This is a genomic window from Planctomonas sp. JC2975 (genome assembly GCF_012985205.1).
Classification (GTDB): domain Bacteria; phylum Actinomycetota; class Actinomycetes; order Actinomycetales; family Microbacteriaceae; genus Humibacter.
Window position 1 is genome coordinate 2760364 of the sequence record NZ_JABEKS010000001.1, and the last position, 13430, is coordinate 2773793.

12 protein-coding genes are annotated in these 13430 nt (G+C 67.5%); 11 read left to right on the forward strand and 1 reads right to left on the reverse strand.

What is annotated here, in order from left to right:
• Positions 1-50 precede the first annotated feature (50 nt).
• From HII28_RS12625 to HII28_RS12650, 6 genes are all read left to right on the forward strand, one after another.
• Entirely contained in the window at positions 51-1136 is a 1086-nt protein-coding gene (locus HII28_RS12625) for a dipeptidase (RefSeq protein WP_170025705.1), read from the forward strand.
• 129 nt (positions 1137-1265) lie between these two features.
• Entirely contained in the window at positions 1266-2849 is a 1584-nt protein-coding gene (locus tag HII28_RS12630; protein WP_170025706.1) for an ABC transporter substrate-binding protein, read from the forward strand.
• Positions 2827-3918, forward strand: coding sequence for an ABC transporter permease (locus HII28_RS12635; protein ID WP_240977347.1), 1092 nt, complete (start codon positions 2827-2829; stop codon positions 3916-3918). Before HII28_RS12630 ends, HII28_RS12635 begins: the two co-directional genes overlap by 23 nt.
• A 152-nt stretch (positions 3919-4070) precedes the next feature.
• The gene (locus HII28_RS12640; RefSeq protein ID WP_170025707.1) at positions 4071-4943 is read left to right on the forward strand and encodes an ABC transporter permease; all 873 of its coding nucleotides are present in this window, start codon (positions 4071-4073) and stop codon (positions 4941-4943) included.
• On the forward strand, positions 4940-5797 hold the full coding sequence (locus tag HII28_RS12645) for an ABC transporter ATP-binding protein (protein WP_346769296.1): 858 nt from the start codon (positions 4940-4942) through the stop codon (positions 5795-5797). The genes HII28_RS12640 and HII28_RS12645 overlap by 4 nt, the downstream gene beginning before the upstream one ends.
• Positions 5787-6572: an ABC transporter ATP-binding protein gene (locus HII28_RS12650; protein WP_170025708.1), complete on the forward strand. Its 786-nt coding sequence runs from the start codon at positions 5787-5789 to the stop codon at positions 6570-6572. The genes HII28_RS12645 and HII28_RS12650 overlap by 11 nt, the downstream gene beginning before the upstream one ends.
• 65 nt (positions 6573-6637) lie before the next feature.
• Here the strand turns inward: HII28_RS12650 and HII28_RS12655 are convergent, their stop codons facing one another.
• Positions 6638-7276, reverse strand: coding sequence for a LysE family translocator (locus tag HII28_RS12655; RefSeq protein WP_170025709.1), 639 nt, complete (start codon positions 7274-7276; stop codon positions 6638-6640).
• 131 nt (positions 7277-7407) lie between these two features.
• Between HII28_RS12655 and HII28_RS12660 the strand changes: the two genes are divergently transcribed.
• From HII28_RS12660 to HII28_RS12680, 5 genes are all read left to right on the forward strand, one after another.
• On the forward strand, positions 7408-8946 hold the full coding sequence (locus tag HII28_RS12660; protein ID WP_170025710.1) for an MmgE/PrpD family protein: 1539 nt from the start codon (positions 7408-7410) through the stop codon (positions 8944-8946).
• 233 nt (positions 8947-9179) lie between these two features.
• The gene (locus HII28_RS12665; protein WP_170025711.1) at positions 9180-10307 is read left to right on the forward strand and encodes a bifunctional 2-methylcitrate synthase/citrate synthase; all 1128 of its coding nucleotides are present in this window, start codon (positions 9180-9182) and stop codon (positions 10305-10307) included.
• Positions 10308-10450: 143 nt separating this feature from the next.
• Positions 10451-10999 carry an acyl-CoA thioesterase gene (locus tag HII28_RS12670; protein ID WP_170025712.1) on the forward strand — a complete coding sequence of 183 codons (549 nt, stop codon included), beginning with the start codon at positions 10451-10453 and terminating at the stop codon, positions 10997-10999.
• 384 nt (positions 11000-11383) lie between these two features.
• Positions 11384-11755 (forward strand): MarR family transcriptional regulator, encoded by a 372-nt coding sequence (locus tag HII28_RS12675; protein WP_277348477.1) that lies wholly within the window; start codon positions 11384-11386, stop codon positions 11753-11755.
• 82 nt (positions 11756-11837) lie between these two features.
• Positions 11838-13403, forward strand: coding sequence for an MFS transporter (locus tag HII28_RS12680; RefSeq protein WP_170025713.1), 1566 nt, complete (start codon positions 11838-11840; stop codon positions 13401-13403).
• Positions 13404-13430 lie beyond the last annotated feature (27 nt).

Genomic DNA, 13430 nt, shown 5'->3' on the forward strand with positions numbered 1-13430 from the left:
CGTGCAGCGTGCTCCAACACCCCAGGCGCGGCTGGCCCTAGGTTCGACGCATGACTCCTCGTGACACTGCCGCCGTCGTCGCCGAGGCGCTCGACCTGTGCCCGATCGTCGACGGACACAACGACTGGGCATACGAGAACCGGCTGAACCGCCAGTACTCCGTCGAAGGCCTGGATGAGCTGCTCCCGACGGACACGGACATCCCGCGACTGCGTCGTGGCGGAGTCGGCGCGCAGTTCTGGTCCGTGTTCGTCGAAGACGACGGATCAGGGGCCGCTGCCGTGCAGGCGACGCTGGAGCAGATCGACTGGGTGCATCGTCTGGTCGCCCGCTACCCGGGCGACTTCGAACTGGCCCGTTCGGCCGCCGACGTCGCGCACGCGCGGTCGCGTGGCCGCATCGCGTGTCTCCTCGGGGCCGAAGGCGGCCATCAGCTGAACGACTCGCCTGCGGTGCTGCGCATGTACGCGGCGCTGGGCGTGCGCTACCTCACGTTGACGCACCTCCGAACGTCGCCCTGGGCGGACTCCGCGACCGACGAGGCAGTGCACGACGGCCTGAGCGAGCGTGGCAAGGCGTACGTGCGGGAGTTGAACCGCATCGGGATGCTCGTCGACCTCTCCCACGTGTCACCCGCGACGATGCACGCGGCGCTGGATGTGACATCCGCTCCGGTGATCTTCAGTCACAGCTCTGCTCGCGCGCTCGCGGACAATCCGCGCAACATCCCGGACGATGTTCTGGCGCGTCTGTCGCACAACGGAGGCGTTGCGATGATCACCTTCGTGCCGCAGTTCGTGCGCGAGGACTTCGGGCAGTGGTACGAGTCCGATCGCAGCGAGCCGATGCCGCCGGTGACGATCGCGGATGTCGCCGATCACGTCGAGCACGCACGCGACGTCGCCGGGATGAGGCACATCGGACTCGGTGGCGACTTCGACGGAACGGATGTCTTCCCCTCCGGACTCGAGGGCGTCGACGGCTATCCCGCACTGCTCGAGGAGCTCGCCGCACGTGGCTGGAGCAGCGGCGAACTCGCCGGACTCGCCGGCGCGAACGCGCTTCGGGTGCTCGCGGAGACGGATGCCGCCTTCGAGTCGGGCCGTCTCACGAGCCCTCCGGTGCTCACGTTGTAACGAACCCGCGCCGTTTCAGGCGAGCCGAAACGTCGGCGAAACGGACCGCCCTTACGGTGTAGGAATCCGTGCGGTCCCCCGGCATCCACCCACGGATGCTGCGCCGCGAACCCAAGAGAGAAGGCACCCATGATCCGCTCTCAACTCAGCCCACGTGGCCGTCGACTCGCTGGTGCGGTCGTGATCGCTGCGAGTGCCGCCATTGTGCTGGCCGGCTGCTCGGGCGGAGGCGGTTCCGGCGGCGGCGGCAAGACGCTCGTCGTGGACAACTCGTTCGACCTCAAGACGTCGGATCCGGCACGCGCGTTCGAGCTGACCGGATCCATCGTCGACCGTGCTCTGTACGACACGGTTCTGACGTTCAAGGGCAGTGACGTCACGAAGCCGGTGCCGTCGCTCATGTCGTTCACCGAGTCATCCGACGACAAGACGCTCACCCTGAAGATGGAGGGCAAGCACTACTTCTCGAACGGCGACCCGGTCACCGTCGACGACGTCGTGTTCTCGCTGAAGCGCGTGCAAGGCATCGCAGGCAACCCGTCGTTCCTGCTCGACGGCGTCACAGTCACGAAGAAGGACGACACGACCGTCGTGCTCACCAGCAAAACGGCGAATCCCGCGCTCCCGTTCATCCTGCCGAACCCCTCGCTCGGCATCGTCGACTCGAAGCTCCTGCAGAAGAACGGCGGATCCACGACCAAGTCGGATTCCGCGGAATCCTTCCTCAACAAGACCTCGGCAGGCTCGGGGCCCTACATGTTGTCGTCGTACAGCGTGAACACCAAGGTCGTGTTCACGCTCAACCCGCACTACGCAGGACCCAAGCCCGCATACAGCAAGGTGGTTCTCGAGAACGTCGCCGGTCCGACGCAGAAGATCAATGTGCAGGCCGGATCCAGCCAGGTCGCACTCGACCTCAACGCCGACCAGGTCTCGGGCCTCGGCACGGGCAAGACGAAGGTGATCAAGGGCGTCTCGCCCGACCTCATCTACCTGTGGTTCAACCAGGACTCGGCAGTCTCCGGCGGCGTCACCGACAAGCAGGACTTCCTCACCGCTGTGCGCAAGGGCATCGACTACAGCAAGATGCTTTCGCTCTCCGGCGAGGGCGCGACGCAGCCGGGCGGCATGGTGCCTTCGCAGTTCCTCGGATCCATCAAGCCCGACTCGACCAACACGTACGACGCCGCAGCAGCGAAGGCAGCCCTTGCGAAGAGCGGATACTCGGGACAGTCCGTGACGTTCTCGTATCCGAACGACATCACCATCAACGGACTCCAGATGGAGACCCTGGCCCAGGCACTCCAGTCCCAGCTCGGTGCGATCGGCATCAAGCTCACGCTTGCTCCGTCGCCGATCTCGACGTTCCTCGACGCGTATCGGGCGGGCAAGCTGCAGTCCGGGATCATGTACTGGGGCCCGGACTTCCCGGACCCGTCCGACTACCTGGTGTTCAACCCCGGCGAGGACCTCGGTCTCCGCGCCGGTTGGAAGGCGGGAGCGGACGACACGGTGACCGCTGCACAGCAGGCGGCGCTCGCGGCCAGCGGGGATGCCCGCGCTTCCGCGTACGCGGACTGGCAGCGCGCACAGAACGCCACGGGACCGTTCGTGCCCGTCGTGCAGCCGGCGCAGTACGTCGTGACGGCGTCGAGCATCACGTCGCTGGAACTGAACCCCGTGTGGACTGTTGACCTCGCTGCCATCAAGTAGCGAAGTCGAGCTGGCGTCGGCCGGTGCCAACCGTGCCGGCCGGCGCCGCCATCCGCTGCTCCGCTACATCGGGATCCGCTTCGGCATCAGTTTGCTGCTCGTCCTCGGCGTGACGATCATCACGTTCGTGCTGACCAACCTGGTGCCGGCCGACCCCGTGCAGGCGGCGCTCGGCGAACGTGCGGCAGGCGATCCGAAGATCGTTGCCGCGTTCCGCGAGGCTCAGGGCCTCGACAAGCCGGTCGTCGTGCAGTACTTCATCTATCTCGGCCACCTGCTGCAGGGCAATCTCGGAACGTCGACGCAGACGCACAATCCGGTCACGCAGGACCTCGCGGTCGCCTTCCCCGCCACGGCCGAGCTGGCGCTCTTCGTCATCGTCTTCTCCGTGATCATCGGCATCGGACTGGGGCTGCTGGCAGCGCTGCGGCACAACCGGCTATCGGATCAGGTGATCCGCGTGTTCAGCCTGATCGGCATCTCGATCCCGACGTTCTGGCTCGCCGTGGCGCTGTTCTTCGTGTTCTTCTACCTGCTCGGATGGGCGCCGGGTGCCGGACGCCTCGATCCGGCGACGACCCCGCCGCCGACCGTGACCGGCATGTACACCGTTGACGCCCTCCTCGCCGGGCAGTGGGACACGTTCGGGGATGCGCTGTCCCACCTGGTCCTTCCCGGCTTGGTGCTCACCCTGTACACGGTCGGTCTGCTCGTGCGGTTCTCCCGCTCCGGGGTGCTGGATGTGCTGTCCCAGGACTACGTCAAAGCCGCACGCGCTAAGGGACTCCCCGCGCACACCGTGGTGTTCCGCTACATCCTGCGCGGCTCCCTGCTGCCGATCCTCACGATCGTCGGCCTCGCGTTCGGATCCCTGCTGTCCGGCACAGTGCTCACCGAGCAGGTGTTCGGGTGGGGCGGCCTCGGTCAGTACGCGTACAAGGCGGCGACCACGCTCGACCTTCCCGCGGTGATGGGCGTCGGCGTCGTGGTCGGCGTCGTGTACATCGCCATCAATTTCATCATCGATGTGGTCTACGGCTTCATCGACCCGAGAGTGAGGGTGCAATGAGTGCCGGTGCACAGGCATCCGCCGATCATGCAGCCGCTGACCGGACAGCCGCCGATTCGAAAGACGCCGACCGCACAGCCGGTGCGGGCACGCCGGAGGACGAAGCGGCTTCCGGACACGTCCTCGATGGAGGTCCTGACGCTCGCCGGATCATGAAGACGCCACCGTGGAAGCGGCGGAGGGGTCCGCTGCTCGCGCCGCAGTGGCGGCGTCCGATGGCCATCGTCGGCGTCGTGGTCATCGTGTCCTGGCTCGTGATCGCCGTCTTCGCCCCGCTGATCGCGCCGTACGATCCGCTCGCGCAGGACTTCCCGCGGCTCGCACCGCCTGACGCGGCTCACTGGTTCGGAACGGATGTGCTCGGTCGCGATGTGCTCTCGCGCACGCTGTACGGGTCCCGCGTCTCCCTGCCGCTCTCGCTGATCCTCGTGCTCTCCTCGATGATCATCGGATCCGTGCTCGGCGCCATCGCCGGATACTTCGGCCGCGTGGTCGACGAGGTCATCATGCGCATCGCGGACCTCGTGTTCGCGTTCCCGACGATCATCCTGGCGATGATCGTGGCGGCATCCCTCGGCCCCAGCCTGCTCAACGCCGTCGTCGCCCTCCTCGTGGTCTCGTGGCCGAACTACGCGCGCGTGACGCGCGCGCTCGTCCTCTCCGCGCGGCAACAGGAATACGTCGTGGCCGGCAGGCTGCTCGGCGCCGGGTCGTTCCGATCCCTCTCCCGAGACGTGCTTCCGAACGTGGCGGCGCCGGTGTTCGTGCTCGCAACGCTCGACTTCGGAAACGCCATCCTGCTGCTCTCGGGCCTGTCCTTCCTCGGTCTCGGGGCCGTTCCACCTACGCCGGAATGGGGTGCCATGGTCGCCGACGGCGTGCAGCAGTTCAGCAGCTGGTGGCTGGCGGCGTTCCCGGGCTTCGCCATCTTCACTGTGGTCGTCGCCTTCAACTTCGTGGGCGATGCGCTGCGCGATGCGCTCGATCCGCGCACGGCCGAGGCGGTATCGGAGGTGTCGATGTGAGCGGGACGGATGCCGCACGCGGGCTGTCGATCCGCGACCTGACGCTGACCATCGCCACGAAGCAGGCGGAGACGCCCATCTTGCGCGGGATCGACCTGGAGGTGCCGGCCGGACATGTCACGGGGCTGGCCGGCGAGTCCGGATCCGGCAAGACGATGACCGGCCTCGCCGTGTGCGGGCTGCAGCCCGCGGGCTCCGTCGTCGGCGGAACGGTCGAGCTGAACGGCGAGCGGATGTCGGTGCCGAATCTCCTGACCCTCCGGTCCCACGCCCTGAACCGGGTGCGCGGACGCGAGGTCGCGATGGTGTTCCAGGATCCGACCGCGAGCCTGCACCCGATGATCTCGCTCGGTGGCCAGCTCACCGACCACATGCGCCACCACCTCGGCCTGTCCAAGAAGGATGCCCGCGACCGCGCCGTCGGACTGCTGGAGCGCGTGCACGTTCCCAGCCCGCGCGAGGCGCTCGAGCGATACCCGCACCAGTTCTCGGGAGGACAGCTGCAGCGCATCGCGATCGCCTCGGCGATCGCCTGCGATCCCGGCGTGCTCATCGCCGACGAGCCGACGACGGCGCTCGACGTCACCGTGCAGGCCGGCGTGCTGCGGCTTCTGCGGGAGCTGTGCGACGATCTCGGACTCGCCGTTCTGCTCGTGACGCACGACCTCGGCGTCATGTCGTCGGTCGCCGACACGATCGCCGTGATGCATCAAGGCGAGATCGTCGAGCACGGCGACCGTTACCAGGTGATCAGGGATCCCAGCAGCGACTACACGCGCTCACTGATCGAGTCGCTTCCGCACACCCCGCCTCCGGGAGCGGGTCTCGACCAGGAGGTGCCCGATGCCCGCTGAACTCGTTCTCGAGGACGTCACCGTGACCTACCGGCAGAGCGGACGCGCCGAGCTCCGTGCCGTCGACGGCGTCAGCCTGACGCTGGCGCCCGGCGAGGTGCTCGGGCTGGTCGGCGAATCCGGCTGCGGCAAGTCGACACTCGCTCGTGCGGTGTGCGGACTCGAACCGCTTGCCGGCGGACGCATCCGTTTCGGCGGCGAACCGATACCGAAACTGGGGATGCGCGCGCGACCCGCGCGGCTGCGGCGCATCCAGATGGTGTTCCAGAATCCGTATGCGTCGCTGAACCCGCGCCGTCGCGTCGGCAGCCAGGTCGAAGACGGACGGCGTGCGGCGGGCGGCGGTGCGTCATCCGTCACCGAACTCCTGGCCGATGTCGGGCTCGACGCGGATGCCGCGCGCCGCTACCCGCACGAATTCTCCGGCGGTCAGCGGCAGCGGGTGGCCATCGCGCGGGCGCTAGCCGCGATGCCCGACGTGCTGATCGGCGACGAGCCGATCGCTTCCCTCGATGCGTCGCTGCAGGCGCGCATCGCGACGCTGATGCGCGACGTCGCCAGCAAGCGGGGCGCCTCCCTGTTGTTCATCAGCCACGACCTCTCGGTCGTGAGGATGATCGCCGACCGCATCGCCGTGATGAGCGCGGGCCGCATCGTCGAGTTCGGCACGGCAGAGGACGTGTGGGCGCACCCGCAGGATCCGTACACTCGGCGCCTGCTCGCAGCGATCCCGATCGCGGACGGACAGGGCACCCTGCCGGGTGCGGCCGTCTGAGCCCGAGCGACCACCCGCGCCCCAGCGGGCGAAACGAGTCGATGGGCAGGGCGGCCGAGTACGGCTCAGCTCTTGTTGCCGGACAGCGCGAGCACTCCGCCGAGCCCGATCAGCATCACGCCGCCCGTCGCGGAGAGCCGTTCGGAGTTCTTGGGCGACTTCGCGAACCACCCGCGCGCCAGCGCGGCCAGGAAGACCCAGGTGCTGTCGGACAGCACAGCGATGACGAAGAAGACGACTCCGAGGATCATCATCTGCAGCGGCACGGCGCCGGCGTGGAAGTCCACGAACTGCGGCAGCACGGCGACGAAGAAGACGAGCAGTTTGGGGTTGCTGATTCCGACCAGGAAGCCTTGGCCGAGCATCTGCATCGCCGACTTCTTCGGCCCCTTGGCGACGGCGGTCAGTGCTCCGTCCTTGCGGTGCCGAATCGCCTGAATGCCCAAGTAGACGATGTAGAGCGCGCCGGCGAGCTTGATGACCGTGAAGATCACTATCGACTGCGCCACGATGAAACCGAGCCCCAACGCGACGGCGGCGACCAGCGGGATGATGCCGAGGGAGTTGCCGAGCACGCTCAGCATGCCGGCGCGACGACCGAGCGCGAGCGACCGTCCGATGGCGAACAGCACGCTGGGCCCGGGGATGATGATGATCACGAACGCGGCGACGGCGAACGCGCCGAGCGTGGCGATGGAGGGCATCCCCACAGAATAGTGCGGGCTGATCAGGGAGAAAAGCCGCATAGCAAATGACCGGCCGGCAAGTCTGAAGATCCACCCGGATGGAGGACGCGGTACTGCCGTCGTCATCGGGTCCCGGTAGGTTCGATCGGGTGAACATCACGCACGTACGCACGCACCGCAGCGATGAGAACCTGCCCCGTGAAGAGCAGTTGGCCTTCAAGATCGCTCAGGTCGCCGCCGACCCGGTGGAGGTCTCTGCCGAGGTCTCCGACATGGTCGTCAACCGCGTCATCGACAACGCGGCCGTCGCCGCGGCTTCGTTGCTGCGGCATCCGGTCGCGGCAGCGCGGGCTCAGGCGCTGGCGCACCCCGTCTCCGTCGGCGGCGACGGGTCGAGTGTGTTCGGAACGGATGCCGCACGACGTGTCAGCGTGGAATGGGCGGCGTGGGCGAACGGCGTGGCCGTGCGCGAGCTGGACTACCACGACACGTTCCTCGCCGCCGAGTACTCGCATCCGGGAGACAACATCCCGCCCATCGTTGCCGTCGCCCAGCACCTGGCGACCGAGCGTGGGATCACAGGGCTCGACGTCGTGCGCGGCATCGCCACCGGATACGAGATCCAGATCGACCTCGCCAGAGCCATCAGCCTGCACGCGCACAAGATCGACCACGTCGCCCACCTCGGACCGTCGGCCGCCGCCGGAATCGGAACGCTGCTCGGTCTCGACGCCGAGACGATCTTTCAGGCCATCGGTCAGGCCCTGCACACCACCACGGCCACGCGCCAGTCCCGCAAGGGCGAGATCTCGAGCTGGAAGGCCTTCGCGCCCGCGTTCGCGGGGAAGATGGCCATCGAATCCGTCGACCGCGCCATGCGCGGCGAGACCAGCCCGACCCCGATCTACGAGGGCGAGGACGGCGTCATCGCGTGGCTGCTCGACGGTCCGGAGGCTGTCTACGACGTCTCCCTGCCCGACCTGGGAGAGTCCAAGCGTGCCATCCTCGATTCCTTCACGAAGGAGCACTCGGCCGAGTACCAGGCGCAGGCATGGATCGACTTGGCGCGCAAGCTGCACAACGAATACCCGATCATCTTCGACGACCCCGACCGCATCGAGTCCGTCGTGCTGCACACGTCGCACCACACGCACTTCGTGATCGGATCCGGCGCCAACGACCCGCAGAAGTACGATCCGAACGCGTCGCGCGAGACGCTCGACCACTCGATCCCGTACATCTTCACCGTCGCGCTGCAGGACGGTGAGTGGGATCACCTCAGGTCCTACGCACCCGAGCGCGCTTCGCGTCCCGACACCGTAGCGCTGTGGCGCAAGGTGACGACGCAGGAAGACGAGGAGTGGACGCGCCGCTACCACTCGCTCGATCCCAAGGAGCACGCGTTCGGCGGGCGCATCGAGATCACGATGGTCGACGGGTCCAAGGTCGTCGAGGAGATCGCCGTGGCCGACGCGCATCCGCAGGGTGCCCGACCGTTCGGACGGGACGACTATGTGAAGAAGTTCCGCACGCTGGCGGGCGACGTGCTCGAGGCGTCCGAGATCGACAGGTTCCTGGAGGTCGCGCAGCGACTTCCCGAGCTCACCGCCGAGGAACTCCCCGGGCTGAGCTTCACGGCGCGTCACGGTGTGCTGGCCTCGGTGGAGAGCCCGCGGGGACTGTTCTGAATCGTTGTGTGCGCGGCGCTCGTCCGGCGCACCGCGGTCGGCAGGGTGCGTGGTGCTTCCGGCGGCGTACACGCCGCCGCCTCGAAACGCGTGCTGCGCTCTCGAGAGCTCGTCCCGACAGCCGAGCGATGTGCCGTAGGGCACGACCACTGATCGAGGTGAGAAGGGCGGCTGATCATGTCGGGCCGACCAGTACGCATGAAAGACTGGCCTGACCGGAGCGAAGGAGCACCATGAGCGAGCAGGATCCCGAGATTCGCAAGGGATTGGCCGGTGTCGTCGTCGACACGACCGCCATTTCCAGCGTCAACCCCGAGACGAATTCGCTGCTGTACCGCGGCTATCCGGTCCAGGAGCTGGCCGCGAAGTGCTCGTTCGAAGAAGTCGCATACCTGCTCTGGCACGGTGAGCTGCCGAACGACGACGAACTCGAGGCGTTCGAGGCGCTCGAGCGCGGACAGCGCTCGCTGCCGCCGAACGTGCGGCGCGCGATCGACGACTTGCCGACATCCGCCCACCCGATGGACGTGCTGCGCACCGCCGTCAGCGTCATCGGCGCCGACGACTCGGATACCGAGTTCGGAGCGCTCGCCGATCCGTTCGCGGTCGTCTACCCGAAGGCGCTGCGGATGCTCGCGCAGCTCCCCGCCATCGTCGCCTACGACCAGCGTCGCCGTCACGGCCTGTCGCTGGTCGAGCCGCGCGACGACCTCGACTACGCCAGCAACTTCCTGCACATGACGTTCGGCGAGGTGCCGGACGCGGATGTGGTTGACGCGTTCCGCGTCTCGCTCGTGCTCTACGCAGAGCATTCCTTCAATGCCTCGACGTTCACGGCGAGGGTCATCGCCTCCACGCTGTCGGATGTCTACAGCGCCGTCACCGGCGCCATCGGCGCGCTGAAGGGGCCGTTGCACGGTGGGGCGAACGAGGCCGTCATGGTGGCGTTCGAGGAGATCGGATCCGCCGACAACGCCGAGGCGTGGCTCGACAAAGCCCTCGCTGGCAAACGCAAGATCATGGGCTTCGGTCACCGCGTGTACAAGAACGGCGACTCGCGCGTCCCGACGATGAAGGTATCCCTCGAACGACTGGTGGAGCACTACGACCGGCCCGACGTGCTGGCGCTCTACACCGCACTCGAGCAGGCGATGGATGCCCGCAAGGGCATCAAGCCGAATCTCGACTACCCGAGCGGTCCGGCCTACAACCTCATGGGGTTCGACACGGCGACCTTCACGCCCCTGTTCGCGGCGGCGCGCGTCACCGGATGGACCGCTCACGTGATCGAACAGCTCTCGTCGAACGCGCTGATCCGTCCGCTGTCGAAGTACGACGGGCCGGCGGAGCGTCACCTGTAGGCGACGGCTGCGCCCTCCGGCGCTCGCGGGAGCGGTGCCCATTCGGGCACGAGCACCGGTGGGCACCACGACCCGCCGATCGGCGTTGTGGGAATCCGACATGCGTATCGCTGCATCGTGCACGACGCGGATAGCGTGACCGCATGCACATGCTCTTCCGCACGATCCTGCATGCCTGGATCTCCCGCTTCGGCAAGCAGGTCGGCCACTACGACGTCGTGTCGACGAAGCTGCGCGTGCTGCCGACGGATCTCGACATCCTCAGGCACATGAACAACGGCGTGTATTTCTCGCTGTTCGACATCGGCCGGTTCGACCTCATCCGTCGCAGTGGAATCTGGAAGATCTTCATGGACCACGGGTGGTACCCGGTGGTGGCGTCCGAGACCATCACGTTCCGCAAGTCGCTTCAGCTCTGGCAGGCGTTCACGGTCGAGTCGCGCATCATCGGCTTCGACGACAAGGCCGCGTACATGCAGCACCGCGCCGTCGTGAACGGCGAGATCTACGCCGAGGCCTTCATCAAGGCGCGGTTCCTCAAGCGCACCGGCGGCACCGTGCCGGTCGCCGACCTGCTGGATGCCGTCGGCCAGGTGCCGCCCGCCCTCGAGCTCCCGGAGTGGCTGGTGCGCTGGGGCGACGACGTGAAGCTGCCGTCCACGCGCGCGGAGGCGCCCAGCACCTGGGAGTGACGTCCTCCGTCTTCGATTCAGGGAGACCCGAGCGCCGAGGGCAGCAAACGTCGTCGAGAACAGCGGAGTTGCTGCTGTTCTCGAGCTGAGAGCGCGGACACTGCTGCTGCTGTTGCTGCGGGTTATCGGTCGACTCTTCAGGCCAACTGTTCAGTTAAACTGAAGAATCTGGTATCATAGAGACATGGCCACCCCGTCCGCACACGCGTCAGGTACCGGTCTCGGCCCGAACCCGACCGGCATCGATGAGCGTGTGCGGGGTGGGGGTCCGAATCGGCGGATGCCACGTCGCTGCCGGGTGCGGAGAGCACCTCCGGCATTCTCACCGGCACCGCCGAGCTGGCGGAGAGCATCCGTGCACTGTCGGGCAGGCTCGCCCGTCGTCTGCGCGAGCAGAGCACGGTCGGCGACTACACGCCGTCGCAGAAGAACGTGATGGTGCGGCTCGACCGCGAGGGATCCGCCACGCTGTCCGCCCTGGCGCGGGCAGAAGGCATGAAGCCGCAGTCGATGGCCTCGATCCTCACCACGCTCGCCGAGGCGTCCATGGTGAGCAGCCAGCCGGATCCGAACGACAAGCGCCAGCACCTCTGGGCGCTCACCGACCAGGCCAGGGAGGCCCTTCTCGCCGGCCGGGCAGCACGCATCGACTGGCTCGCGCGCTCGATCCGCGACTCGCTCGACGCCGCGGAAGAGGCGGAACTCCGACGCGGCATCGAACTGTTGGCCGGCGTCGTCGACGGCCGAACGGGCTGATCGCGGGGGTCCGTCGAACGGACGGACAGCGGAACGGGATCCCCACCCGTAGCTGCGGTCGACGATCGCATGCGAGAACTCCATGACAGGAAGTCACACCACGAACCCGAAGCGAATCGCTTCCGGGACCGGCGACGCAACGTCGTCGGCGCCCGCCATCGAACCCCAATCCATCGAACCGACGAGCCTTGTGCAGGTCGACGCCGCCCCCGACGGGCAGCGCACGCCCACCGCGACCGCCGCTGTCCCCGAGGCTCCGGTCCCGGCAGCCTCTGCACCCGTCCCGAAGCCCTTCGGCTGGCGTTTCACGGCGCCGCTCCTGCTCGGCTCGACGCTCAACCCGATCAACAGTGCAACGCTCGCCACCGGGCTCGTCAGCATCGGCGTCGACATGCACCTGGGGCCAGGGCCGGCGGCCACCCTCATCTCGGTGCTCTACCTCTGCAGCGCCATCATGCAGCCGACGATGGGCAAGATCTCCACGCTGCTGGGCGCGCGGCGCACGTTCCTCACCGGAATCGTCATCCTCTTCGTCGGCGGCGCGGTCGGAGCCTTCGCGCCGAGCTTCGGATTCCTTCTCCTCTCTCGAGCCCTGATCGGCGTCGGCACCTCAGCTGCCTATCCGACGGCGATGGCGCTCGTGCGCCGCCGTGCCGACGCCACCGGATCCGGTGTTCCGAGCCGAGTGCTCGGCAACTTCTCCATCGCCGCGCAGGTGAGCGCGGTGATCGGACTGCCGCTCGGCGGCATCCTGGTCGGCCTGTGGGGCTGGCGAGCCCTCTTCGCCATCAACCTGCCCGTGGCGATCATCACCTACCTGTTCACCATGCTCGGCGTGCCGAAGGACGCTCCGCGCGAGCGACGAGGCGGGCGCGGCATCCTCACCGCCCTCGATCTGCCCGGAATCGGGCTGTTCGCCGCCACCATCGTGTCGCTGCTCGTCTTCCTCGGCGACCTGAAGGCGCCGATCTGGTGGCTTCTCGCGGTGTTCGCGGTGCTGCTGGTAGCCCTCGTCCTGTGGGAGCGACGCGCGAAGAGCCCGATGATCGACGTGCGGATGCTCGCCCGCAACTCGCCCCTGCAGCGCACCTACCTGCGCCAGACGCTCGCCGCGCTGGGCATGTACACGATGATGTACGGCGCACCCCAGTTCCTCGAGGACGGCATGCACGTGGATGCGGCGACCGCCGGCCTGATCATGCTCCCGATGTCGGCGGCGAGCATCGTGCTCGCTCGTGTCGTGTCGAATCGCGGATGGGTGCGCTGGCCGCTGGTGACCGGCGGGATAGCGCTGATCGGTGCCGGCGCCGTCGGCCTGTTCCTCACGAGCGAGTCGAGCTGGCTGATCGCGGTGGGCATGAGCCTGCTCGTCGGTGTCGCGAACGGCTTCACCGGCTTCGCCAACCAGGCGTCGCTCTACACGCAGACACGTGCGGACGAGATCGCCGTGGCATCCGGCCTCTACCGCACGTTCGCCTACATCGGCGCGATCTTCTCGTCGAGCCTCATCGGCCTCGCGTTCGGGGCGAAGGCGACCGACTCCGGATTCCACACCATGGCATGGGTGGTCGGCGCCCTCGGCGTTGCGCTCATCCTGATGACGGTGTTCGACCGCCGGATCCCGAAGGTCGCGGGCGAAGCGCGCTGAGCCGTCTGACTGTCGGGGGTGGCGCCG